Source organism: Marinobacter sediminicola, assembly GCF_031157525.1.
Lineage (GTDB): Bacteria > Pseudomonadota > Gammaproteobacteria > Pseudomonadales > Oleiphilaceae > Marinobacter > Marinobacter sediminicola.
Window position 1 is genome coordinate 138,745 of the sequence record NZ_JAVIXR010000007.1, and the last position, 25,001, is coordinate 163,745.

23 protein-coding genes are annotated in these 25,001 nt (G+C 54.5%); 10 read left to right on the top strand and 13 right to left on the bottom strand.

What is annotated here, in order from left to right:
• Window positions 1-52 precede the first annotated feature (52 nt).
• Window positions 53-2,800 carry a DNA polymerase I gene (gene polA, locus RG807_RS11555; RefSeq protein ID WP_309045018.1) on the bottom strand — a complete coding sequence of 916 codons (2,748 nt, stop codon included), beginning with the start codon at window positions 2,798-2,800 and terminating at the stop codon, window positions 53-55.
• A gap of 87 nt (window positions 2,801-2,887) precedes the next feature.
• Here polA and RG807_RS11560 point away from each other — a divergent pair, with 87 nt between their 5' ends.
• Entirely contained in the window at window positions 2,888-3,226 is a 339-nt protein-coding gene (locus RG807_RS11560; RefSeq protein ID WP_298452865.1) for a DUF2782 domain-containing protein, read from the top strand.
• A 13-nt stretch (window positions 3,227-3,239) separates the two neighbouring features.
• On the opposite strand, the gene RG807_RS11565 is transcribed toward RG807_RS11560, so the two are convergent.
• On the bottom strand, window positions 3,240-3,755 hold the full coding sequence (locus RG807_RS11565) for a fibronectin type III domain-containing protein (RefSeq protein WP_309045019.1): 516 nt from the start codon (window positions 3,753-3,755) through the stop codon (window positions 3,240-3,242).
• Between the two features lie 362 nt (window positions 3,756-4,117).
• On the opposite strand from RG807_RS11565, the gene RG807_RS11570 reads away from it, so the two are divergent.
• On the top strand, window positions 4,118-4,498 hold the full coding sequence (locus RG807_RS11570) for a hypothetical protein (protein WP_309045020.1): 381 nt from the start codon (window positions 4,118-4,120) through the stop codon (window positions 4,496-4,498).
• A 134-nt stretch (window positions 4,499-4,632) separates the two neighbouring features.
• On the opposite strand, the gene RG807_RS11575 is transcribed toward RG807_RS11570, so the two are convergent.
• Complete coding sequence (locus tag RG807_RS11575) at window positions 4,633-5,286, bottom strand: DUF4124 domain-containing protein (protein WP_309045021.1); 654 nt, start codon at window positions 5,284-5,286, stop codon at window positions 4,633-4,635.
• A gap of 3 nt (window positions 5,287-5,289) precedes the next feature.
• A complete protein-coding gene (gene pyrE / locus RG807_RS11580; RefSeq protein WP_309045022.1) occupies window positions 5,290-5,928 on the bottom strand; it encodes an orotate phosphoribosyltransferase in 639 nt (212 codons plus the stop codon).
• A gap of 81 nt (window positions 5,929-6,009) precedes the next feature.
• Between pyrE and RG807_RS11585 the strand changes: the two genes are divergently transcribed.
• Window positions 6,010-6,816 carry an exodeoxyribonuclease III gene (locus tag RG807_RS11585; RefSeq protein WP_309045023.1) on the top strand — a complete coding sequence of 269 codons (807 nt, stop codon included), beginning with the start codon at window positions 6,010-6,012 and terminating at the stop codon, window positions 6,814-6,816.
• A gap of 271 nt (window positions 6,817-7,087) precedes the next feature.
• On the opposite strand, the gene rph is transcribed toward RG807_RS11585, so the two are convergent.
• A complete protein-coding gene (gene rph, locus RG807_RS11590) occupies window positions 7,088-7,804 on the bottom strand; it encodes a ribonuclease PH (RefSeq protein ID WP_200203464.1) in 717 nt (238 codons plus the stop codon).
• Window positions 7,805-7,972: 168 nt separating this feature from the next.
• On the opposite strand from rph, the gene RG807_RS11595 reads away from it, so the two are divergent.
• Window positions 7,973-8,839: a YicC/YloC family endoribonuclease gene (locus tag RG807_RS11595; RefSeq protein WP_309045024.1), complete on the top strand. Its 867-nt coding sequence runs from the start codon at window positions 7,973-7,975 to the stop codon at window positions 8,837-8,839.
• Between the two features lie 34 nt (window positions 8,840-8,873).
• Here the strand turns inward: RG807_RS11595 and RG807_RS11600 are convergent, their stop codons facing one another.
• Window positions 8,874-9,458 (bottom strand): TetR/AcrR family transcriptional regulator, encoded by a 585-nt coding sequence (locus RG807_RS11600; protein ID WP_309045025.1) that lies wholly within the window; start codon window positions 9,456-9,458, stop codon window positions 8,874-8,876.
• Between the two features lie 151 nt (window positions 9,459-9,609).
• Between RG807_RS11600 and RG807_RS11605 the strand changes: the two genes are divergently transcribed.
• A complete protein-coding gene (locus RG807_RS11605) occupies window positions 9,610-10,830 on the top strand; it encodes an oxygenase MpaB family protein (RefSeq protein ID WP_309045026.1) in 1,221 nt (406 codons plus the stop codon).
• 254 nt (window positions 10,831-11,084) lie between these two features.
• A complete protein-coding gene (locus RG807_RS11610) occupies window positions 11,085-11,699 on the top strand; it encodes a TetR/AcrR family transcriptional regulator (RefSeq protein ID WP_309045027.1) in 615 nt (204 codons plus the stop codon).
• A gap of 11 nt (window positions 11,700-11,710) precedes the next feature.
• On the opposite strand, the gene RG807_RS11615 is transcribed toward RG807_RS11610, so the two are convergent.
• From RG807_RS11615 to RG807_RS11635, 5 genes are read right to left on the bottom strand one after another with little or no spacing between them, the layout of a single operon-like run.
• A complete protein-coding gene (locus tag RG807_RS11615; protein WP_309045028.1) occupies window positions 11,711-13,132 on the bottom strand; it encodes a coniferyl aldehyde dehydrogenase in 1,422 nt (473 codons plus the stop codon).
• Between the two features lies 1 nt (window position 13,133).
• On the bottom strand, window positions 13,134-14,096 hold the full coding sequence (locus tag RG807_RS11620) for an alpha/beta hydrolase (RefSeq protein ID WP_309045029.1): 963 nt from the start codon (window positions 14,094-14,096) through the stop codon (window positions 13,134-13,136).
• A gap of 2 nt (window positions 14,097-14,098) precedes the next feature.
• The gene (locus RG807_RS11625; protein WP_309045030.1) at window positions 14,099-15,634 is read right to left on the bottom strand and encodes a class I adenylate-forming enzyme family protein; all 1,536 of its coding nucleotides are present in this window, start codon (window positions 15,632-15,634) and stop codon (window positions 14,099-14,101) included.
• A gap of 33 nt (window positions 15,635-15,667) precedes the next feature.
• A complete protein-coding gene (locus RG807_RS11630) occupies window positions 15,668-17,278 on the bottom strand; it encodes a GMC family oxidoreductase (RefSeq protein WP_309045031.1) in 1,611 nt (536 codons plus the stop codon).
• A complete protein-coding gene (locus tag RG807_RS11635; protein WP_309045032.1) occupies window positions 17,268-18,767 on the bottom strand; it encodes a flavin-containing monooxygenase in 1,500 nt (499 codons plus the stop codon). The genes RG807_RS11630 and RG807_RS11635 overlap by 11 nt, the downstream gene beginning before the upstream one ends.
• Window positions 18,768-19,133: 366 nt before the next feature.
• On the opposite strand from RG807_RS11635, the gene RG807_RS11640 reads away from it, so the two are divergent.
• On the top strand, window positions 19,134-19,907 hold the full coding sequence (locus RG807_RS11640) for an enoyl-CoA hydratase/isomerase family protein (protein WP_309045033.1): 774 nt from the start codon (window positions 19,134-19,136) through the stop codon (window positions 19,905-19,907).
• A 6-nt stretch (window positions 19,908-19,913) separates the two neighbouring features.
• Here RG807_RS11640 and RG807_RS11645 read toward each other — a convergent pair whose 3' ends face one another.
• Both RG807_RS11645 and RG807_RS11650 read right to left on the bottom strand, forming a co-directional pair.
• Complete coding sequence (locus tag RG807_RS11645) at window positions 19,914-20,729, bottom strand: RluA family pseudouridine synthase (RefSeq protein ID WP_309045034.1); 816 nt, start codon at window positions 20,727-20,729, stop codon at window positions 19,914-19,916.
• Window positions 20,729-21,616: a universal stress protein gene (locus RG807_RS11650; RefSeq protein ID WP_309045035.1), complete on the bottom strand. Its 888-nt coding sequence runs from the start codon at window positions 21,614-21,616 to the stop codon at window positions 20,729-20,731. Before RG807_RS11650 ends, RG807_RS11645 begins: the two co-directional genes overlap by 1 nt.
• Before the next feature lie 147 nt (window positions 21,617-21,763).
• Between RG807_RS11650 and gmk the strand changes: the two genes are divergently transcribed.
• The 3 genes from gmk (at window position 21,764) to RG807_RS11665 (ending at window position 24,999) form a co-directional block, all read left to right on the top strand.
• Window positions 21,764-22,408: a guanylate kinase gene (gmk, locus tag RG807_RS11655; protein ID WP_309045036.1), complete on the top strand. Its 645-nt coding sequence runs from the start codon at window positions 21,764-21,766 to the stop codon at window positions 22,406-22,408.
• Window positions 22,409-22,497: 89 nt separating this feature from the next.
• Window positions 22,498-22,710, top strand: coding sequence for a DNA-directed RNA polymerase subunit omega (gene rpoZ / locus RG807_RS11660; protein ID WP_298452807.1), 213 nt, complete (start codon window positions 22,498-22,500; stop codon window positions 22,708-22,710).
• A gap of 147 nt (window positions 22,711-22,857) precedes the next feature.
• The gene (locus RG807_RS11665) at window positions 22,858-24,999 is read left to right on the top strand and encodes a RelA/SpoT family protein (protein WP_309045037.1); all 2,142 of its coding nucleotides are present in this window, start codon (window positions 22,858-22,860) and stop codon (window positions 24,997-24,999) included.
• Window positions 25,000-25,001: the final 2 nt, after the last annotated feature.

A 25,001-nucleotide genomic window follows, 5' to 3' on the forward strand; every position in this document is an offset into this window, starting at 1 on the left:
TGAACCAGAAATAAAAAACGCCCGGTAGAGTATTCTCACCGGGCGTTTTCATTCAGTGCGCCTGATCCCAGTTATCACCCACGCCAGCTTCTACCAGCAGAGGCACGGCAAGCTTCGCTGCGCCGGACATGCGTTTGATCAACCCTTCACGAATCTCATCTACGGCTTCTTCCTTCACCTCAAGAATCAATTCGTCGTGGACTTGCATGGTCATGCGAGCGGTATCGGGATGCTCTGCGAGCAGCCAGTGTTCCACCTCGATCATTGCCAGTTTAATGATGTCCGCCGCTGTGCCTTGCATGGGCGCGTTAATTGCTGTGCGCTCAGCGGCCTGTTGCAGCTGCTTGTTTCGGGCATTGATCTCGGGCAGATACAGGCGTCGGCCAAACAGGGTTTCAACAAAACCGTCGTCATGGGCCTGCTTGCGGATATTGTCCATGTAGGTGAGTACGCCGGGGTAGCGTTCAAAGTAGCGGTCTATGTATTCCTGCGCTACTTTGCGGCTCACGTCCAGTTGCCGACCCAGGCCGAAGGCAGACATGCCGTATATCAGGCCAAAATTGATGGCCTTGGCACTGCGACGCTGGTCGCTGTTCACATCGGCCAGTGCCACGCCAAAGACTTCTGCGGCAGTTGCCTTGTGGATATCTTCGCCATTCTCAAAGGCTGTCAGCATGCCTTTATCGCCGGAAAGATGCGCCATAATGCGTAGTTCAATCTGCGAGTAGTCCGCCGCCAGAAGCTTGTAGCCCTTCTCGGCTATAAACGCCTGGCGAATGCGCCGCCCCTGGACTGTCCGAATAGGAATGTTTTGCAGGTTGGGTTCAGACGAAGACAGCCTTCCGGTGGCTGTTACCGCTTGATGATACGAGGTGTGCACGCGCCCGGTGCGATGATGGATTAACTCCGGCAAGGTGTCCGTATAGGTGGACTTGAGCTTGCTAAGGCTGCGGTGCTCCAGAATCAGTCTCGGCAGCTCGTGCTCATGGGCCAGTTCCTGCAACACGGGTTCCGCTGTGGAGGGGGCACCTTTGGGCGTTTTCTTAATCACAGGTAGCCCCATTTTCTCGTAGAAAATAGCCTGCAGTTGCTTGGGTGATGCGAGATTGAAGTTTTCGCCGGCAACGTCGTGGGCTTCTGATTCCAGTTCTGCCATCCGTTCCGCCAGTTCCTGGCTATGCTGTCGCAGGGTGCTTGCGCGGATTAATGTGCCGCGTTGTTCCATGCGCGACAGCACCGGCACCAGGGGTAAGTCTATGTCTTCATAGACTGATTGGAGCTTGCCGACCTTCGCCAGTTGGGGGCGCAGCACCTGGTGCAGACGCAAGGTAATGTCCGCGTCTTCTGCGGCATAGGGACCAGCCTTCTCAAGATCCAGCTGATTAAATGTCAGCTGCTTGGCGCCTTTGCCGGCAATGGATTCAAATGTGATCGTCTCCTCGCCCAGGTAGTTCCGGGCCAAGGTGTCCATATCGTGGCGAGACGACACGGAATTCAGCACGTAAGACTCCACCATGGTGTCTTCGGCAATGCCTTCCAGGCAGATGTCGTGGTTGGCCAGTACGTTTTTATCGTACTTCAGGTTCTGGCCGACTTTTTTCAGGGCCGGGTCTTCCAGTAGCGGCTTGAGCTGGGCCAGAACGTCATTTCGATCAAGTTGCTCAGGTGCGCCCATATAGTCATGTCCAAAAGGCACATAGGCCGCTTCGCCTGCTTCAATGGCAAAAGACACGCCCACCACTTCCGCACTCATGTATTTCAGGCTTGTTGTCTCAGTATCAAAAGCGAACAGCTCGGATTTTTTCAGCTTTGCGACCCAATCGTCCAATTCCTTCTGGCTGGTAATTACGCTGTAACGCTTCTCCTTTGGTGCCGGAGCAGGGTGTTCATCGGGGGTTTCGGCTGGCTGTTTGGAAGCGCCGGCGGCAGCTTCCGGAGCTTTGCTTTCCAGCTCGTTCGTCCAACCCCGAAGTTCGTATTCCCTGAATAGCTCCAACAACTCTGCGTCGTTTTGCTGCCGCTCTTCCAAGTCTTCAAGGCCGAATGCCAGTTCCACATCCATTTTAATGGTGGCCAGTTCGCGGCTTAACGGCAGGGTGTCGAGGGCATCACGCAAGTACTCGCCAATCTTGCCTTTAATCTCGTCGGCGTGCTCCATCACCCCGTCTAAAGTGCCGTATGCGGCAAGCCATTTTACCGCTGTTTTCGGGCCACACTTATTAACGCCCGGAATGTTATCCACTTTGTCGCCAACCAGCGCCAGGTAGTCAATTATCTGGTCTGGGCGAACGCCAAACTTTTCCACAACTCCGTCCCAATCCATGTGGACTTCGGTCATGGTGTTGATCAGGGTTACGTGGTCGCTCACCAACTGCGCCATGTCCTTGTCGCCGGTTGAAACTACTACATCAATGCCCTTGCTGGTGGCTTCGTTGGCCAGGGTGCCGATAACGTCGTCGGCCTCCACTCCCTCCACAATCAGCAGTGGCAGGCCCATGGCTCGCACCATTTGGTGAATGGGCTCAATCTGTATGGCCAGGTCTTCCGGCATGGGTGGCCGGTTGGCCTTATACTCTTCATAGAGGTCGTGGCGGAACGTTTTGCCTTTGGCGTCGAATACCACAACGACTTTTGATCCGGGAAAATCCTGGTCAAGGCGCCGGATCATTGCAATAACGCCTTTAATGGCGCCAGTAGGGTGGTTCTTGCTGGTCGTTAGTGGCGGAAGTGCATGATATGCACGGAATAAATAGGACGAACCGTCCACAAGCACCACAGGTGGGGTCTTTTGCTCTGTCATGTCAAAACGGGTCCGGATTCTGATTGAAGCGTGGGTTGGCTTGTGCAACTCTGTACTTAATAGGATGTTTAAAAGGGTATCACGAAAATGAAGCGAATCGCCTGCTCTGCCTTTTTGTTGGTTTTGGGCTTTGGTTCTGCAATAGCACAAGACAGCGGTGCTTTGGATGAAACCTTGGTGGAAACACCCAGAGAGCCGGTGGTGGTTTCTGATTACCAGTCATCAAACGCAGGCCCACAGATTGTTATCCGGCCAGGTGATGATGAGGTGTTCTATGAGTACCGGGTGAATGGTCAGCTTATGGAGATCAAGGTGGTACCGGAAGTGGGGCTCGAATACTATCTGGTGCCCGCGGATGGCGGCGGTTGGATACGGGAAACCGATTCCGACATGCTGGTGCCGAGCTGGATTCTGTTTCGCTGGTAAGCCTGTGTTGCGTTCAGATCAAGTCAACCAATACCGGTGCTGAGCGCCGGCTTTCCAATCCTTCTGCATCCACGGTTGTAATCTCAAATTCGTAAGCGCCAGGCGACAGGTCGGTAAGTGGCTGAGTTGTGCGCTCCGGGTTGTCGACAGGGATTACATGGAAGCTGTCCTCGTGCCGTAAGCGGTAGTAAATCCGGAACCCTGCAATTTGCCCTGGCGTCAGTGCGGAACCATCCTCTCGAGTTTGTGGAGCGCTCCAGCTCAATGCTTTCGGGGGCTTTGCTTCATCTGTGGGCTTGTTGGCTGGCGGTTTTTGTCCAAGCGTTTCGAGTAAACCACCTGTTGCCATGTCGAACCTGCTGTTTGCGAGCTCAGATGCCCGGGCAACCGTTGTGCGAGTTGCTCTGTCATCTTCCTGGCAGCCGGTCAGGAGCAACAATGCCGAGGTAATAGCAATAAATTGCAGGCAAACGAGCAGGCTAAACCCGCTCCGCCGCGAGAAGACTCGATAAGGCATGGCACGTTTCATGAGGTTCTCTAAATAGACTATCGATACAGCCGCAGCTGTATCGCTCGCACGTTGGGGCTGGTATTGCAGCCTCTATTTTTTATGAGTTCGCGGCGCCGGAATAAAACGGGGAGACGGGCTACAGAAAACAGCTAAGCATTATGCGGATCGAGAGGTGCCTGACAAGTGAATAATCCGTAAAAAAACCTATATGCAGACGCAGTGCTCATTCTGGTTTTAGTATGAACATTCTAATTTTTCACCGTAACCTTGGACACAGAATCAGAGAAAGGGGCTTTTCTTCTCGCTGATCAAGCAGCCCAAACCGCGGTCAGCAGTGAGGGGAAGGTCTAAACAACTTCGGTTAACCAAGGAGAAGTGACATGAGCAAACTCAAAACTTACCAGGAACAGCTTCAGGAAATCGTAGCGAAAGGCATCAATGCCGCTGAAGAGCAGCAGAAGAAGCTTTCGGCCAAGCCATTCGATTTCGCAGAAAAACTCGAAACTGAAGCGCGTGAGTACAGCGTTAAGACCCTGCGCAAGCGTTACAACGGATACAGCGACAGCCTGTTCGGTCAGCTGCGCACGTTGAACAGCCGTTTCGGTAACTTTGCTGGCGACCTCGTAGCCAAGCTTGAGAAAGAAGCTGCTGAAGGCGCAGATGTTGTCGCCGAAACCGCTCAGGACGTCAAGAAGTCGGTAGAGACCAAGAAGCCGGCCGCTAAGACGACTGCAAAGAAGAAAGCTGCTGCTTCTGCTTAATTTAAGGTGATGCAGTAAGGCCAGCACGCAGTTGAGTGCTGGCATGTAAAAAAGGGGCGCCAAACTTGGTTTTGGCGCCCCTTTTTATTAGGTACTGCTATGTGGTGGCCGGTCGTCGGCGCTTCTGAGGCAACTCAGTTGTCAGAGTTGTCGGGGTCCAGTGTCAGGGTGCGGGTTTCGCCGGTGACTCGTTCAAGGCGTTCGATGTCTTGTTCGTACGACTGTTTAAGTGAGTCTATTTCTTGAGTTTGCCAAGAGATTTCCCGTTCAATATCGCGGATCTGTGACTCAAGACGTCGGATTTTTTCGAGTGTGGTGTCCGGTATCTTCTGCCCGGTGCGCTCCATATCCGCTGCGCGGCTCTGTTCGCTGTCCAGCTGGCTGGAAATGACAGAAATGTTGCCTCGCTTAAGCTGAATCAGCCCTCGCAGCTCATCCAGCTTGCGGTGCATGGCCTTGATGGCTTGATCCGGATGGCTGAATCGTTTTAACAGCAGCGCGTCTTTTTCACGCTGAATCGACAGCTCTTTCTGGCGCTGCTTTTCTGCTTCGCGCGCGGTGATTTCATCTTCTGTTGGCGCGGGTGGAATGGTTTCGATTACGCGCCCGTTCGAGTTGAGGATGTCGTAGCCGCGCTGTGTGGCTGGTTGCGGGATGGTGTTGCTGATGACAAGTTGGCCGTCTTCGTCCGTGAAACGGTACATGCTAGCCTCTGCTTTTACTGGAATAACCAGCGACAACAGAAGAGCAGAAGCAGTAATTGAAAAAACGGTGCGGCGTTTGTGCATCAATCAGACTCCATAGCGTTCCCGGTAGTTGGCAACCTTTGCAGCGTGGCCAGAAAACTCAGGGTTAGTCTCAAGATAGTCTAAAACCTGTTCCAGGCGGATGATACTGACCACCGGAATACCAAATTCGCTTTCTACTTCCTGTATTGCGGAAAGCTCGCCGTTGCCTCGCTCCTGCCTGTCCAGGGCGATCAATACGCCGGCAGGCTCGGCACCTGAGGCGCGAATAAGGTCGATGGATTCGCGTATGGCTGTGCCGGCGGTAATGACATCATCGACGATTAGCACTTTGCCCTGCAACTGGGCGCCAACAATATTACCGCCTTCGCCGTGATCTTTCTTTTCTTTACGGTTGAAGGCAAAGGGCTTGCTGTTGCCCTCTTGGGCCAGCGCCATGGCGGTTACAGTGGCCAACGGAATGCCCTTATAGGCAGGCCCGAATATGATGTCATAATCAACGCCGCTGCGGGCAATAGCGGCCGCATAAGCTTGGCTGAGGTTTAGTAGGTCGTCGCCGGTGTTGAACAGCCCAGCATTAAAAAAATATGGGCTGGTGCGGCCGGATTTGAGAGTAAAGTCACCAAAACGAAGTACGTTACGACGAATGGCGAATTCAATAAAATTTTGCTGATAGTCGTGCATGGCAGGGCTTCTGGCGGGTGTGAATCTTTTAATAGCGCGTAAAAACGGTATCATACACACAAACCGAATCAGGGAACACGTATGCGGGTAGTATCAATCAGCGTCAACGGTCTTGCCCAGGCTGTTGAAAAAGGTTTTTTTGACTGGCTGGCCGAGCAGGACGCAGACGTTGTGTGTGTTCAGGATCACCGTATGCGCGCCTATGAGGTTGAGGATTTTAACCTCATTCCTGAAGGGTATGAAGCTTACTTCATCGATGGCGAAAACAACGAGGACGGTGGCGTGGGCATTTACACGCGGCACTTCCCCAAGGCCATTATGTATGGCTTCGCTAATGAGCAGGCGGATCGCGAAGGGCGCTTTATTCAGGCAGATTTTGATAAGGTTTCAGTTGCCTCTGTTCTGGCACCTTGCGCGCTGGGACGTGAGGAGGAGCTGATTAGCGAGGACGATCTGACGGTTCTCGACCATAAAGATGATTTTATGGATGCGTTTGGCCTGCATATGCAAAAAACCCTGCGTAAGCGTCGGCAGTTTATTTTCGGTGCAAACCTGCAGACGGCACATCATGTGACGGATGCCAGCCCACTTTACCACCGGGTAGATTTTTCAGGGTTCCTGCCCCACGAGCGGGCCTGGTTGGATCGTTTGTTTGATGAGATGGGGTGCGTGGATGCGTTCCGTGATATCAACAAGCAGAGCAATCAGTTTACCTGGTGGCCGGAGCAGACTGAGGGTTCGCGGAAAAATGCGGGGATTCGGGTGGATTATCAGTTGATGACGCCGGGTATTCGCAAGACCATTCAGGATGGCTGGATTGATAGCACGACCCGGTTTTCGGATCACGCTCCGGTGATTATGGATTACGATATCGAAATCGGCATATGAGATAGGCGGTCGCGTGTCCGGAGGGGGAGACCTTTCCGGGAAACGCTACAAGCACCCCTGCGGGGTCCGGCCAGCAATCACAGATTGCTGTCGTTCGGCTACGCATGAAGCTGCGCTTCATAAACGCTTGCCTCACCCCTGTGCGCTCGACTCCGGCCGTCCTTGGCCGGAGACGTTCCCGGAAAGGTCTCCCCCTCCGAACCCGCGAGATTGCAATAAGCCTCTATCAACCTTGGGTAACTTAGCTGTCCAGACTTGAGAGCTGCCTTCCTTAGCCTTCCAGCGCTTCTTTCTGCAGTACAAACAACTTATCAATACCCTGCTTGGCCAATGCCAGCATGCTGTTCAGTTCTTCCTGAACAAACGGCGCGGCTTCTGCAGTTCCCTGAATTTCGATGAAGCCGCCCTGGTCGGTCATGATCACGTTCAGGTCTGTATCGGCTTCGGAGTCTTCCGGGTAGTCCAGATCAACCACCGGTTCTCCTTTGTAAATACCAACGGACACAGCTGCAATCATTTGCTTCAGCGGTGACTTCTTCAGTCGCTTGGTTTCAACCAGGTGGTTCAAGGCATCAACCAATGCCACGCAACCGCCGGTTATGGCTGCTGTGCGGGTGCCGCCGTCGGCCTGGATAACATCGCAGTCGATGGTGATGGTGTGCTCACCCAGGGCTTTCATGTCGACGGCTGCGCGCAGGGAGCGGCCAATGAGGCGCTGGATTTCGACGGTGCGGCCGCCTTGTTTGCCACGGGCTGCTTCACGGCCCATGCGGCTGCCAGTTGAGCGGGGCAGCATGCCGTATTCGGCTGTGATCCAGCCTTTGCCTTCTCCGCGCAGGAAGGGCGGTACTTTGTTTTCTACAGAAGCAGTACAGATGACCTTGGTGTCCCCGAATTCAACCAGTACGGAACCCTCGGCGTGGCGGGTGTAATTCCGGGTCAGGCGAATTTCTCTGGGCTGTTCGGGGGTTCTGCCGCTTGGACGCATAGTGTTTCCTGATTTCTGAGGTAAGTGTCCGGGATTTTGCCCCGGGCGGATTCGAATTTGGTAGCCGGAAAGTATATCACGTTGGATCTGGGTGCCGGGGTGGCTGCTGGCTGATAGACTCGGGTTCTGTATTGAATGATCACGATTACTGACCAAGCCGGAGCTAACATGATCAGAAGTATGACAGCATTTGCCCGGAAGGATGTTCAGGATGGCCAGGGAACGCTGACCTGTGAGATTCGTACCGTTAATCACCGGTATCTTGAACCGTCGTTCCGGTTGCCCGAAGCCCTGCGCGAGCTTGAAAGCCCGTTTCGGGAAGAGCTGCGGAAGCAGTTAAAGCGAGGCAAGGTGGATGTGTCGATTCGCCTGCAGTCGGCTGAGGCTGGCGTGCCGGGGTTTGAGATCAATGAAGACATAGCGAAGGCGGTCAACGAGGCTGCAAACCATGTTAACCGTATGTTGGACAACCCCGCCCACATCAATGCTCTGGATATTCTGCGCTGGCCTGGCGTTTTGTCGGTGCCCGAGCAGGACTACAGCTCGGTTAAGGAAGCTGCGCTGAAGCTCTTTAAGGACACGGTTGAGGACCTTGCTGTTGTTCGAGAGCGGGAGGGGGAGCGCTTGCGCCCTTTATTTGAAGAACGCCTGACACAAATGAGAGCCTTGGTTATGACCGTCCGTGAAGGCATGCCGGGGCTGCTAAAGGCGCAGGAAGAGCATCTCCGTGAACGTTTTCAGAAGGCGAAAGTGGAGCTGGACCCGGAGCGCGTTGCCCAGGAAATGGTCATGCTGGCGCAGAAGAGTGATGTGGCAGAAGAATTGGACCGATTGGATGCGCACATCAGCGAGGTGACAGACACCCTCAAGCGTGAGGAAGCCATCGGTCGACGGCTCGATTTTCTGATGCAGGAGCTGAACCGGGAAGCCAATACTCTAAGCAGCAAGAGTATTGATGCCGGCGTGACACGCGCAGCAGTGGATTTGAAGGTGTTGATAGAGCAGGTACGTGAGCAGGTGCAGAATATAGAATGATGATCGCAGGGGGCGGCGTTGTGCCGCTGCCCCTTTACAGTTGCCCTGCTGCTACCCGATGAATTAATTCCTCAGCAGTGGATGCAAGCGCCATCAGTGAGCCATTATCCTTCTCAGTGAGTTCATAGAGAATGAGCTCATTTATTCCCGCCGCCAGCGCCATGCTCATTAGCAGGCTCAGCGACTGCAGCGTGTTGTCTTGGGCACGCTGCTGCTCAACTTGTTTCTGCAGAAAAACGGCGAACTGCTCTGCTACCTTACGCCGCATTTCCACCCCTGACTCGCCCAGCGCCGCGAGATCGATATACAGCGCCCGCATCAAGTGGGGTTTGGACTCGATAAAGGACAGGTAAGCCTGAGTTATATCGCGAACCAACGCCGGCCAGGTTTTGGTGGGTGAAGTGGCGTCAAGAACGGCCACCATCATGCCTTTGCTTGTGTAATCGGCAAGCGCTAGCAGGCAATCGTCTTTGCTCTGGAAATGCTCATAAAACGTACGTCGCGACACCCGTGCAGCTGCGGCGATATCCGCCAAGGTAATCGCACGATAGCGTTTGCTTTCAAGCGCTTGCGCAAGGCCGTCAAGCAGCCGAACACGGTAACTGTTCTCAACCTTCATTCTGTAATGTCCAGCTCGAGAGCCTCGCCAGTCGGGCCTATTAGGCGAGGTGCAATTAATTTTGGTACTCAATAGTACCAAAATGCATCGGGCGCTGGTAGTCTGGTACTAGATCGTACCAAAAACAATTGATATCAGGGGAAGCTGATTTATGGATCGTCAAAAAGTGCCATCACGGCACGGCACGGACAGAGCCGAAGCTGAACGAATTGCCAAGCCGCTGCTATGGCTGATTCGTGACCGCAAAGCGGCAGTTCCCGATGAGCAGCAATGGCAGCGCATGGGAGAAGCCCTGATGGTAGGTGATCCTGTTGCAGACGACTTGGCAAAATGGGTTCGTGGTGAAGGTGGTGGCAAAGCATTTAGTCAGTTCAAGAAAATACTGGATTCCGGAAACTTCGACCAGAAGGATATGGCTCCACCATTGCGTGCCTTCTTCGATGCTATCAAGCAGCCCCCCGCCTGGGTGGACTGGGAGCGGCTCGAACGGGGCGCGCGGGCTAGCGCCATTTCAGGGCAAACTGGTATGCGTGTTTTGCGTGATCTTGGGCTTATGGCCGGATACCAGGCAAGAGGCATCAATCAGACACTGATAATGACTGGCGCGCTGGAGCGGGGAGCTACGCGACGGGTAGCAGAGACCACAAAATGGTGGCTCGACTGTATTACCCCTGGCGGCCTGAATCGTGATGCCGAAGGCTTTAAAACAACGCTTCGAGTTCGCTTGATTCATGCAATGGTTCGGCAACAACTTCTTGATAGTCCCGACTGGGATACTTCCGAGTGGGGGCTTCCGGTCAATCAGCTTGATATGCAAGCGACCTATCTGGCGTTTTCTGTATCCTTCCTGTTTGGGCAAAAGCTAATGGGAACTCTCATCAGTCGTCAGGACTCAGAAGACATCATGCATCTTTGGCGCTATATCGGCTGGCTTATGGGCGTTGATGAATCGCTGCTGTGTGAATCCGAGCAGGAAGGCAGAATTGCGCTGTACCAAAACGTAATTAGCCAGGCCACGGCCGACGAAAACAGCCGCAAGCTTGGTCGCGCCTTGATGGACGAACCCCTCGGCAGACGTTACCCCAACTTTGGCAAAATCCGGGGGCGTTGGGAGCGTCAGGTTCATCTGAGCATGACGCGGTTGTTTGTAGGTGGGAAAGGAATGGAAGCGCTTGGCCTTCCGAAGCTGACATTGCCGTGGTATCCCGCCGTGTTTGCGCCACTGAACGCAGCCTGGACGACTGGCCATAGAATATTGCCAGGTGGGCGCAATCGATTGATGCGCCGGGGTCGAAAAGCACAACGAAATCAATTGCAGACGCTGTTCGGAGAAGACCATCCTGAGATTACGAGCGGTGTGCAATTCGGGTAACGAATATCGCCTGATAAATGCTTTGGGTATTTTCGGCATGGCCAACCATTAGAGCATAGCGTAAGCGCTCCGACAGTACCGCCCCATCAGCTGATGGGGCGGCCACCAGCCGTCGAGGAAACTTGCAGTTACCCGGTCGAATGCCGGATAATAAGGCCTCAAATTATCCCTTCGTAAATCACTATCCCGGTTGCCGATCAGGTCTCCGACAGTTCTGATCAGGGGGCGCAATTCACTCGCATGGCTGATGTTCAATGACCGGTGTACAGCGACATATTCTGGATACTGCCCTTCGACATTTTGCCGATACAGGTGAGCAGAGCATATCGGTAAGTGACCTGTCGCGAACGGCGAAAATCGCCCGTGGCACCATCTATAATAATTTTGATGATGTAACGAACCTCTTCCCCATGGTGACGGAGCAAGTCTGTAGCCGATTCGAGGGTGAAGCCCGGGAGTTAATCAGTACAGTTGGTAACCCTAGAGTCGCTTTGAGTGTGCTCCTTGGGCTTTTCCTGAGATATGCGCATGAGTTGCCAGAGCATGGGCGTTTTCTTATCCGATTTGCACCTTATATTGGGCGGCTTAGGGATATCTGGAGCAATCTGCCTTATGAGGTTTTGCGCCGTGCTGTAGAAGAGGGGGAGTTGCCGCTGGCGAAAGACCAGGCTGTGTACTACCTGCAGCTACTTGCAGGGTCCACGTACGGGTTCATGACTCTCGTTGTTGAGGGGCAAAAAAGCTGGAGGGAGTCGACCGAGGCGTTAAGCTTGATGGTGCTGGCTGCGTGCGGCGTACCTCAGCAGGACGCCAAAAATGATGCCCGTGAAGCGCTTGAGATTTTGACGGCCTCCTCAGAGGCCGTCTGAAAGCAATCAGATCATACGATCTTCCGCAGTACCTTTCCTACGAACTTGTTAAAACCACCGGCTGGCGGATTGAAGGCAAATGCGCCGTTAAGCTTCGGCTGTATGAGTACCGACTTGAGATGGCTTAGCTGATCAAATCCAGCTTTACCGTGATAGGACCCCATGCCGCTCTCACCAACACCGCCAAACGGCATGGTGTCTGCAACCACATGGAACGCGGTTTCATTCACGCAGGCTCCGCCAGACAGAGTGCCATTGAGCCAGAAGTCGCGCTCTTGGCGACCGTCTGAGAAAACATACAGCGCCAGCGGAGACGGGCGAGAGTTTACGAAGTCCCGGGCTTCCTCGGGAGAGTCGTAGGTGATCAGCGGCAGTACAGGCCCGAATATCTCTTCACGCATTATTCGGCTGTCTTTGGGCGGGTTAAGCACCAGCGTTGGGGTCATTTTGCCTTTGGCATGCTCGGTGTTGTTGGGCAAAAGCTCCCGCACTTCAGCACCTGCGGTTTTGGCGTCAGCGACCAGCTCTCGCAAGCGGTTCAGGTGGCTGTCGTTAACAATGCCAGTGTAGTCCGGGCTTTGCGGGCCATCCGGGAAGAAGTTGTGCACCGCAGTTTCCATTGCCGTCGCAAAGGCTTCCACCTGATTCCGAGGTAGCAAAACATAGTCTGGGGCAACGCAGATTTGCCCGGCGTTGGCCACTTTTCCGAATGCAATTCTGCGTGCTGAATAATCGATACTGGCCTGTTCACCAATGATGGCCGGAGATTTTCCACCCAGTTCGAGCGTAACGGGGGTGAGATTTCGCGCAGCTGCGATTGCCACTTCCCTTCCTACCCGAGTCGAACCGGTGAAAAACAGGTGATCAAATGGCAAATTGGAGAATTCCTGAGACAGTTCAACGCCGCCGATGCACACAGAGACCTCTGTTGGTTCAAACGTGTCGGCAATCATCCGGGCCATCACTTCGGATGTTTTGGGGGTTAATTCCGATGGCTTCAGCATTACGCGATTGCCCGCAGCAAGTGCCGCAGCTATGGGAGCAATGGCCAGATACACGGGGAAGTTCCAGGGCGATATGACGCCCACCACCCCTTTGGGCTGGGGAATGATACGGCCGCGCGCAGGCTTCAGGTGCAGTGGTACTCCGACCTTACGCGGTTTCATCCAATGTTTGACGGAACGGCGATTGCGCCGAATGTCGCCAAGCGGAACAGTGATGTCGAAGATGCTTGAATCAGCCTCCGAACGGTGCCGGAAGTCCGCATTCATCGCGGCGACCAACTCCGGCTCGTATTTGAGCAATGCCGTTTCAAGTCGGGATAGGCGTTCTTTACGCAATGCCGCAGAAGGCATTGGGTTGGTTAAGTGCGCGGCACGAGCTGCTGAAAAAATGGCTAGCAGGTGATCAGATTGGGGAGGGTTCGAAGTCATATCAGCGCTCCTCAGCGAGATGAAGCTGGAAAGTGTCGGGCCAGAATGCACGCCTCAGGAAGGCGGCCATCTGGTTGTTGGCGTAGCTGGCTTCAGGCGTAAGATGCATCCGGACGGGCCAGATGTGACCCGCGCCGGCCTGCCGCAATACCTCTACCTCACCGCCGGCAGCTGAAAGAGCGCTAGCCATGCGCTCGGTGTCATCACGCAGGAGTTCGTCTTCGCCGGTGAGCAGCATGGTGGGTGGCAGCGGGCGGTCCCATTCTACAAACAGTGGTGATATTGCAGGGTCATCAAGTGGCTGACCGTCAGCATAAAGTTGTGCTGTGCGCCGCAGCCAGCTTTCCGGCACCATAGCTTCGCTGCGCTTGTTAGTGCGCACAGATTCACCAGAAAGTGACAGATCCAGCCAGGGAGAAACGGCGACTACGGCTGCTGGGTCTGCTAAGCCTGCCTCTCGAATTCGAGCCAGCAGGCCGAATGCCAATGCGCCGCCAGCGCTGTCGCCTGCAATAGCTATTGATGAAGGCTTGTAGCCTTCATCAAGCAGGCCACGATAAACCGCTTCGGCATCGTCGGGGGCTGCGGGGAATGGATGTTCCGGCGCTAGCCGATAGTCAGCGAGAAACGCACGGGCGCCACTCGCCGCGGCAACTCCGGCCGCCCAAGCCCCGTGGGAACCTACGCCGCCTACCGTAAAGGCACCGCCATGAAGCCATACCACCACTTTTTTGGAGTCAGGTGTGACGGTGGGGGTGCCAAGGTCGCACCAGTGCCCCGGAACCCCGCCCACTTCGCCTTTTTGCAAGCGAACATCCATAGGACGGGGATAGCACAGCCAAGCGTGCAAGCCAGCCACGCGGCGTAATAGCTTTTGTGATGGAACCGCGCCAATCAAGGGCTTTTCAAACAGTTGCTGGAACAGAGTCCAGAACCGTTGGCGCTTTGAAATACCATTCGCCATGATCAGTCTCCGGTGAGTTGGGCGCGGAGCTCGTGCTTAAGCACCTTGTTCATGGGTGAGAGTGGCAGCTCCTTCACCAGCGACAGGCTTCGAGGGTGCTTGTAGCCGGCAATCCGGTCTTTCAGATAGCTGTTAACCTCGTCCAATGTAAGGGTGTGGGTTTCTTTAGGGACGATTACAGCATGGACTCTTTCGCCCCATTTCTCGTCCGGTAAGCCGATCACTGCGACCATGGCGACACCAGGCAGTGTTGATATGGCGCTTTCAACCTCCGAGGAATAGACGTTCTCGCCGCCGGTAATGATCATGTCTTTTAACCGGTCGCGCACATAGAGAACGCCCATGTCATCAAGCATGCCGAGATCACCCGTTCGGTAGCCTCCTTTACGCAGTGGGGCGTCGGTCTCTGAGGGGCGGTTGCGGTATCCGGACATCACCGTTGGCCCATAAACCACGATTTCACCAACCTGGCCTTGGGGCAGGGCGACACCATTATTGTCCTCGATGCGGACCTTTATGCCGGGTGCCCCCGGCTGGCCTGCGCCGTCGATGCGTTCAAATTCGCCACTATGAAATTGGGGCCCTAGAAATATGACTATCCCAGCTTCCGTCATACCGTAGGCCTGAGTGTAGGTGACGCCAGGGAAGGTCTCTTTGAGGCCCGCAAGGAGTCCGGCGGAGATTGGCGAAGAGCCATACATCAACCGTTCCAGACCAGCGAAGTTTTTGCAGCTGAACTCCGGGTCTGTGATCAGCATCTGCATCATAGTGGGTGCCAGGCCCAGTTCTTGCACGCCGTGGTCACGTACTGCTGCGGCCACAAAATCCGGCCTGAACATAGGCATCAGCAGTTGGGTTGAGTTTTGGATCAAGCGGGTCAGCGTGGGCTGGATTCCGGCAACGTGGAAGAACGGGAAGCAGGAGCTGTAGGTCTTTCCAGTGCTGGGGAAACCGGCCATAGCCATAACCATGGCGCCGGCGACCAGGCTTGCATGGGAATGAACCACTCCCTTGGATCGCCCGGTGGTGCCTCCGGTATACAGAATAATAGCCGGGGCTGCTGGGTCTCGCTCATTATTCAGCTCAACAGGCTCGGCGCGCAGATCATTTACCGCCTGCATACCCCCAGGCGTTTCGCCCTGACCGATATGCACGAAGATCAACTCCGGCCTGTTTTTGGCAAGTTCGGTCGCCAAGGGCAGGAATGGATCGTCCAAGGCGACCACTGCAACATCTGCATCATCCAGCGCAAAGGCAATTTCTGCCGCAGCCCATCGTAAATTGAGAGGGACTGGAATCAGGTTCGCCAAGGGTGCAGCGAGGATGATCTGCAGCGTTTCGATGCTGTTAAGTCCCAGTACAGCCACGCCCTTGCCGGACTCTAGCCCAAGCTGGGTTAGCCCGCCGGCTATTTGCCGAAGGTCGCGCACAAAATCCGGGCTGGTTAGCGCTCGCCCGGACAGGTCACTGAAAGCTGCTCGCCCGCTATCGGTTGTTTCGGCGAATAGGTAAAGCTCATCTAACGTCTGGAAGGTCATTGTTATTTTCTCTAACCAGTGAGGAAGGCTGTATCAGTCGCGGAAGAATTCCGCTGCTGCCTTCTCTGCAATCATGATTGTCGGTGCGTTTGTGTTGCCGCTGATTAGCGTTGGCATCACAGAAGCGTCTATCACGCGAAGACCTTCAACGCCTCGTACCCGCAAAGATGTATCGACAACCGAATCCTGATCGCTGCCCATGCGGCAGGTTCCAATGGGGTGGTAAACGGTGTCGCAATGGTTGCGGATCATTTCCAGCAGATCCTCGTCGCTGTCAGTGGAGCGGGCGGTGAAAGACCGGGTAATTCGGCTCGCGACCGGCTCAGATTCCATGATCTGCAAGGTGCGTCGAACCGCCTTTGCAAGTAGCTGTGCATCTCGCTCGTCGCCCAGGAAGTTGGGATCGATTAGCGGTGCTGCCATCGGGTCAGAGGAGGTGAGAGCAACATGACCTCGGCTTTCAGGCCGCAGAATGCAAGCATGGCAAGAGATTCCATAGCCCGGTTTGATCTTCCTGCCATGATCCTCAACTCGCGCGATAACAAAGTGCAGCTGAACGTTGGGCCAGTCATCATGAACTCCATCCACTGAGAAAAATGCACCACCTTCTGTGAAGTTGGTGGACAGCAAGCCTTTACCGCTGGAAAACCACTCTCGCATCCCACCCAGTAAGCGGAAGGTGCCTGATACACCGACACCAAACACATCGGTGGTGCTAACCCCGTAGGACAAAACAACATCGGGATGGTCTTGAAGGTTCTGACCTACCGCTGGCAGATCATGAATTACGGGGATACCGTGTTGCTGTAGATGCGCCGCAGGGCCAATTCCGGACAGCATCAATAGCTGAGGCGACTGAAATGCACCGGCAGACAGAATGACTTCGTTGGTAGCTTCGATGGTCAGCGTTTTACCGCCTTGGCGGTATTCAACACCTGTGGCCTTGTTCCCGGAGAACAAAACGCGGGTAGCATGTGCACCGGTAATCACTTTCAGGTTGGGGCGGGTGTCCATCACAGGGTGGAGATAGGCCGCCGCCGCAGAGCATCGTTGTCCCCTGCGACTGTCGTGGAACTGGGTTACCTGGTAATAACCGATTCCAGCCTGGGTTTCGCCATTAAAGTCGTTTGTAAGAGGCAGTTGGCAGGCTTGGCCGGCAGCAATCCAGTCTTTGGTAATAGAGCGGGGGCTAGAAGGATCGGCCACATGCAATGGGCCTGCAGCGCCATGAAAATCGCTTCCGCCGCGTTCATTGCTCTCGGATTTGCGGAAGTAGGGCAGTACGCCCTTCCAGTCCCAGCCTTCAGCGCCGAGCTCAGCCCAGCGATCATAATCCCGGGGATTGCCACGGGTGTATACCATGGCATTAATTGCTGAGGAGCCGCCCAAAGTGCGCCCACGTGGCTGATAGCCGCAGCGGCCATTGAGTCCTCGCTGGGGCACGGTCGTAAATGCCCAATTGTTCATCTTTACGGGTTTGCCTGGCATCATCGCTACTGTCAGCGCAGGCATGCGAACAAGCAAGCTTTTACCGTCGCCACCGGCTTCAAGCAGGCATACTCGTTTTTCCGGATCCTCGCTTAAACGAGCTGCGAGCACAGAGCCAGCCGAGCCCCCTCCAACAATCACATAGTCAAACTGCATGGAGAATCTCCTGCTGGCAAGGTTTGACGCATGCCATGGTCAGCTCGCTCCGGTCGATCTCAGCCATGGAGGCGACAAATTCTTTCCAGGTGTAGGGGAACACGACGGGTATTCCGGCCGCATCCAGATACCAACTTTGGCAGCCACTCGTCCAGACGGACTCACCAAGCCCGGCCTTTATATACTCAACGAAGGCCGACACAGCTTCCGGGGTGGGTTCAATCTCGTCTGCCTCGCCGTCACGCCAGATGTCCATCAACCGCAACACGTAGTCCAGCTGCTCTTCAGCCATGCCAATCACCGAGTTGTTACCGATGGGGGTGCCAGGGCCGAGCATAAGGAAGTAGTTGGGGAAGTTTTCCATGAGCACAGCGTGGTAGCTGGGGTAGGTGCCGTCTTTCCAAGCATCATCAATGGTATGGCCAGAGCGGCCGACCAGACTGCCTGGGCGCATGTAGGCGAAGTTGTCGAACCCGGTTGCCAGCACAATAACGTCAAGGGGAACCAGCTCTCCTGTAACCAGTCGCACGCCTTCAGCCTCGATACCTTTGATGCCGTCAGTAATCAGGTGAGCATTTTCTTTCTGTATCGCAGGGTAAAACGTGAAATTGACCACCATGCGCTTACAGCCAACGCCGTAATCCGGCGTGAGCTTCTCGCGCAAATCGCGCTTGCGAACACCCAGGCGAAGATAGGCTTTGCTGGACAGGTTCAGAAGCGTCCGCTGTACCGGCTCGCCTGTTGTGGCTTTTACAAAGAACTGCTCAATAAATGTTTTGTACAGTGACTTCCAGGGCTTCATCCGCGCGGGCTTTTCTTTCCAGCGGTTGCGCATCCATTCCGGGAAGCTCAGGTTTGGAAAGGGAAATACCCACTGAGGTGTTCTCTGGAATACAAAGGTTTCGTGCCCTGCCTTCACCAGTTCGGGTACCACTTGGTGAGAGGTGGAGCCTGTACCAATTACGCCTACACGTTTTCCTTTCAAATCCACATCGTGCCGCCATTCCGCGGTGTGCCACATCTCGCCGCTGAAGCTGTTCAGTCCGGGAATGTCAGGGCGCTTGGGTTTGTGAAGAATGCCGGTTGCTGCAATCACAAAATCTACCGTGAAAACATCGCCCTTGTCGGTCTTCACAGTCCAGGTTGCTGTGGTCTCATCATAAATGGTGGAAACGACAGCCGTTCCAAAGCGGATCATCGGAAGTACGTTGTATTTTTTAGCAACGTGTTCCAGATACTCCTGAATTTCGCCGCCTTGTGCGCACTGGCTTGACCAAGGCCAGGGCTCGAATGAGTAGCAGTAATGAGGTGAGGGGATATCGCAGGCTACTCCGGGGTAAGTATTCTCACGCCATGTGCCGCCAACCCGGTCTGCTTTTTCAATAATGATAACGTCGCTGATCCCTGCTTCCGGTAGTTTGATACCTGCAAGAATACCGGTGGCACCTGCCCCGATTACCAGCACTGAAGGCTGCCTTTTATTACTCATAATATCTCCCTCTAGCTGGCCGGCATCCGGCCCTATGCACTCCGCTGTCATCGCGAACGTTTTTCTGGAACGGCTTACAGTGAACACCTGTGATCAAAAATATTCAAAGGCGGTTAACAGCTAATCATAAAAGCAGAGCATAGACAAACTTTTTGGACTATGTTGACTTGTTTTGAACGCTGGTGTTCAATTTGGCCTGATGTGCAAGATAAAGCGGCTCCTTATGGAGGGGATCGATGGAGGGTTTCGCGGATGAATATTTGTGTTCAGAAGTGCAGTCTAGGTATATCGAAAATATCAGTCGTGATTTTGGCGAAAGCCGGCGCGAAATCAAAAGAATCGATTTAACAGAGAAGGAACATTGAAATGAGTGACACGCCAGTTCTTTTGTCCCGCGATGGGCAAGTTGCGACGATTACACTCAACCGGCCGGAGCACTACAACGCTCTGAATGCGCCGATGCGCAAAGCCTTGACCTCTACCCTGGCTGAGGTGGAGGCAGATCCAACCATTCGGGTTTGCATCATCGGTGCAGCCGGTAAGGGATTTTCTGCGGGGCAGGATTTGCAGGATTTTGACTACAAGCAAATATCGGATCTGCTGCTGGACGAATATGAGCCACTGCTGAAAACCATACATCACGGAAATAAGCTGTATATCGCGCGCGTTCATGGTCAGGCAGCCGGTATTGGCGCTGCGCTGGCTCTGACATGCGATCTGGTGATGATGGCAGAAGATGCCAGTGTGTATCTCGCGTTTGCTGCCATTGCGCTGGTGCCCGATGGCGGGCTCACATGGCATCTGCTGAATGCCATGGGGCGTCACCGTGCACTGGCGGCCATCATCGAAGGCAAGCGGCTTGACGCAGAGACTTGTTTAACTCATGGCTTGGTCAATAAGGCCGTGCCTGCTGAAAGCCTCGAGCAAGAAGCGTTTGAATGGGCCAGTGCGTTGGCTGGTGCCGCGCCGCTTGCTGTCGCCGGAACCAAGCGATTGCTGCGCGAAGTGGCCAGCTGCGACTGGCGCTCAGCGGTAGCGGTTGAGGCCGAGGAACAGAATATTACAACCAAGTCGAAGGACTTCATGCGGGGCGTTCAGGCATTTGTTGCTCGCCGTGCCCCGGAGTTTGAAGGTAACTGAGTGGGCTCATTCGGCCAGGTTGGCAAGCTCTTTGGGTAATTCCAGAGTTACCCGCTGGCGACTAAAGGGGCAGTCGAACTCCAGGCCGGCGGCGAGCAGCTGCAAGGGAACTCGTGCAGGTTTGCCGTACAGACGATCGCCAATAATCGGATGCCCTATGCTCTGTAAATGTTTGCGGATCTGATGTTTGCGCCCCGTCTCGATGATGACCTGCAGAAGGCTGGTTTCGGCGGCTTTATCGGTGCTTAGTGTCGTTACCCGGCTGATAGCCGCTTTATCGTCAACAGGGGAGTCAATTAGCTGATCCTGTGTATTGATAATGCCGGCTACTCGGGCCAGGTAGCGTTTGGTCATGGTGCGGCCGGCAAAGCATTGAGACAGCGCGCCCGCGGCTTTTGAGTCGTGGGCAATCAGCATTAGCCCCGCAGCATCCCCATCTAACCGGTGAACCAGAAAGCAAGGGCGCTTCAGCTCAAGCTCAGCCGAGCGCAACAGGCTGCAATGGTCTCCCCATTGTGAGCCTTGAGCTAACAAGCCATGGGGTTTGAACCACACACTGTAACGGCTTTTATCTTCGACCAGAGTGGCCGCTTCGGGCTTGCGGTTCAGAACATTTTCATCGTAATAAAGCTGCAACTGGGTGCCGGCTTGCAGCTCTTTGGTTGCACGCCGCAACCGCACTTTCTTGCCTTTCAGAGTCCACCAGCAGGCGCCTTTGTTCATGGCGTCTTTGATGCGTTGGCGGGGAAGCCCTGATGCCGTGCTCAGGGCTTCGCTGGCTGTTTCAGGCTGCTTTATCGTAACGTCAAATTTTCTACGCATTACTGGCCAGTGTCTCCGGGCTTGATCGCTAGCAAGTCGGTTCTCAGGTGAATGAGCACCTTCTCTGCGGTGTTACCAATCACGCGAGCCTTCAGGCCGGTTTTACCGCTGGTACCAATGACCACCATATCGGCTTTCAACTTGCTGGCCACGCTGGGGATAACCTTGTGTGCCGGGCCAGCGGCCAGGTGAACCTGGTCCCGTCTCAGGTGCCAGGTGTTGCACAGGTGGGTAATGGTCGGCTCCAGTGCTGCCCGGCGCCGCTGCTCATGTTCGGCCACATTGATGATCTCCAGATCTGCCAGCACCTCGGAAATATGCAGGGCATGAACCAGATGAACCTCGGATCCAAAGGCCTTTGCCAATGCGCGAGCCTGCTCAATGATTTTAGTGTTCAGGGCCTTTTTGACCGGTTTGGTGGAACTCAGGTCTACCGCGGCCAGAATCGGGTGGGCCTGGTTCCATTTCTGTTCTGCTACCAGCATCACCGGTACCGGGCACTCACGGATCAGGTGCCAATCGGTGGGCGTGTATAACCACGTTTCCGAGCGGCTTCCGGTTTTGATGACGGCCTTGAAGCGGTTTGGATGGGCGTGTTCAATGATCCACTGGTGAATATTCTTTTCCCACACAGCATGCGTGGCGACTTGCAGATCGGTGCAGTCGGAAAGCGCCAGCATCTGATCCAGCCAGCGCTGACGAAGTTCAATTAGTGCGTCCCGGGCAGTTTGCTGCACGGTAGGGTCTGACGGCAAAGCGCCCAGATGTTCATGGATGAACGCCACGATTTCCAGTTGGGCGCCCGTGGCGCGTGCCAGTTCGATTCCCCGGGCCAGAGCTTTCTGGTGCTTGTGAGCCGGGTCCATGACAATCAGAAGTTTATCCATGCTGCCTTCCGTCGTTTGCTACTGTTTCCTTGATGTTACCAGTTGTGGCGGCATCCGGGATGCGGTGTTTGGTCAAAGGTCGTATAATTATTCGCTTTGCGGGCCTCCAGTAGTGGCGGCCAAGTCCAGTCCAGGAGTTGTTCAATCATGAGCCAGGCCGGTGAAACGGGTACGCTGTTCGTTATTTCTGCGCCATCGGGTGCCGGTAAGACCAGTCTTGTAGCAGAAATGCTACATGCAGACCACAAGTTGGGAGTATCCGTCTCTCATACGACGCGCCCCATGCGCGAAGGCGAGAAGGATGGCATTAACTACCATTTTGTTGGCCGCTCCGAGTTTGAAACCATGATCGGTCAAGGCGACTTTCTGGAGCATGCAGACGTTTTCGGTAATTATTACGGCACATCTCAGGTCTGGGTCCGAGAGATGCTGGCCAGCGGGCGAGATGTGATTCTGGAAATCGACTGGCAGGGCGCTTCCCAGGTGCGTCGGCTTATTCCCGAGTGTGTCAGTATTTTCATCGTGCCGCCTTCGGCTGAAGCCCTTCGGGATCGCCTTGTGGGCAGAGGAACCGACGCGCCGGATGTTGTGAGTCGGCGGTTGACTGAGGCAAGAGAAGAGTGCCGCCATGTAGGCGAGTTTGACTACATTGTTGTAAACGATGCGTTCAAGGAAGCGCTGGCGGACCTGCTGGCGATCGTACGCAGCCAGCGTATGCAGGTAACCACGCAACAGTTACGGCACAGGCAACTGCTTGCGGAACTCTGTGGTGAAAGTGACGGCTCCGCCTGATAGGGACTTTTGCTGTATACAAATTGTGCCGCTGGCAGTAAACTACGCGGTCTGCTAAATCAGTCATTTTTATTATTTTCGGGGATGTTATGGCACGAGTTACTGTTGAAGATTGTCTGGAACACGTTGATAACCGCTTCCAGTTGGTCATGCTGGCCACCAAGCGTTCCCGCCAGATAGCCACCAAAGGCGCTGATCCGATGGTTGCGGAAGAAAACGATAAGCCTACGGTTATCGCCCTGCGCGAAATTGCTGCAGGTTTGGTCAGTCGCGATTTGCTGAACGAAATCGAAGAAGACTAAGAATGCATTGAAATCTGCCTCCGCAGTTTTATAGTGTATCTATAGATCGTTGCTGGAAGGATAGAGAAAAGACCCGAATGCATGCATTCGGGTCTTTTTGTTTATGCTCCTGGTAAGCGTGGGAAATTGGAGTATTACGGAGGCGCGGTGTCACTTGAGGCTAGGGTAGAAGGTCTGGCGGTTGAGCTCAGCACCTATCTGGATACCAATCGTATTAACCAGGTGCGAAGGGCCTACTATTATGCCGAGCAGGCCCATGAGGGCCAGATGCGCAAAAGTGGTGATCGCTATATCACCCATCCCCTCGCCGTTGCTCACATTCTTGCAGATCTGAAGCTTGACCATCAGAGTTTGATGGCGGCTATGCTCCACGATGTTATTGAAGACACCGGTATTCCCAAGGATGCGCTTGCCGAACAGTTTGGTGACGATGTTGCCGAGCTGGTGGATGGGGTCAGTAAACTGACCCAAATAGAATTCCGTTCCCGTGCAGAAGCGCAAGCCGAGAATTTTCAGAAAATGACCCTGGCCATGGCCAGGGATATTCGCGTTATTCTGGTAAAGCTGGCTGACCGCCTGCACAACATGCGCACTCTCGGCCCCATGCCCTACGAAAAACGCCAGCGCATCGCTACAGAAACCCTCGATATATACGCCCCCATAGCTAACCGCCTTGGTATGCACGCAATTTCCACAGAGCTTGAAGACCTGGGGTTTGCTGCGCTGCATCCGATGCGCTCCCGCTATATCTCCAAGGCCGTGGACAAGTTGCGCGGCAGTCATCGGGAGATTATTGAAGACATAAGAGGCCGACTTCAGGAAAAGCTGGAAGAGCGTGGCCTGCCGGGCCGGATCATGGGGCGCGAGAAACATCTGAACAGCATTTATAACAAGATGAAGCTCAAGCAGAAGTCCTTTTACGAAATCATGGACGTATACGCCTTCCGCATCATCACCGACACCGAAGACGATTGCTACCGGATTCTGGGTGCTGTCCACAGCCTTTACAAGCCAATGCCTGGTCGGTTCAAAGATTACATTGCCATGCCCAAGGCCAATGGTTACCAGTCATTGCATACCACCCTTTTTGGTATGCACGTAAACATTGAAATCCAGATCCGTACCGAGGAAATGGAGCATATAGCCAACGATGGTATTGCAGCCCACTGGATGTACAAAAATGAGCCCAGCAGCGTTACCAGCGTGAACCAAACGCGGGTTGATCGCTGGGTGAAAGGGTTGATGGAGATGCGCGAACGCGCGGATGACTCTTTAGAGTTCATCGAACACGTAAAAGTGGATCTCTTCCCGGACGAAATCTATGTGTTTACCCCGAGGGGTAAAATCATGGAGCTACCCAGGGGCGCTACGCCCGTGGATTTCGCTTATGCCATTCATACAGATATTGGCAATGCTACAGTCGCTTGCCGAATCAACCGTAATCTCGGATCGCTGAGCAAGCCATTACAAAGCGGCCAAACCGTAGAGGTTATCACTGCGCCCGGGGCACGCCCGAACCCCGCCTGGCTCAGTTTTGTGGTAACCGGTAAGGCTCGCAGCAGCATACGTCATACCCTTAAAGGGCAAAAGCTGGCGGAATCAATGGAATTGGGACGCGTGCTGCTGAAAAAATCCCTCAACGGGTTTGGTAAGCGCTTGGCCGATATCGATGATGCCCAGAAACAGGCTGTTGTGAACCATAATCAGGTAAACAGTTTCGATGAGCTTATCAGCGATATTGGATTGGGCAATCGAATGGCCTACCTGGTTGCGCGCCAGCTTGTGAGTGGTGCTGAAAGCGCAGGGTCCAGCGGGGAGGTCAAGGATATTCAGGGTGGTAATGATGTGCCAGTAACCATCCAGGGAACCGAAGGCATGCTGGTCCACTTTGCCACCTGCTGCAAGCCGATCCCCGGAGACCCGGTGGTTGGCGTGATGGATTCAGGCAGCGGCATGCATATCCACTCTGATACCTGCTCTCGTTTGCCGGAAGACAATGAGGGTCGATCCCGCCTGACTCACCTCACTTGGGCTAAGGACATTACCGATGAGTTCTCCGTAGAGCTGCGGGTTGAGTTGGAGCGGCAGCATGGAGTGATTGCCGAAGTGGCCAATGCAGTAGCCATGGCGGATGGCAATATAGAGCGGATAAATGTAGATGAACAGAATGCCCGCTTTAGCGTGGTCAGCCTTGTGGTGAAGGTGCATGGCCGCAAACATCTGGCCCGCGTAATGCGCCGGGTTCGCAATATCAAAGCCGTTACCTCGATCAACCGGGTCAAATACTGACG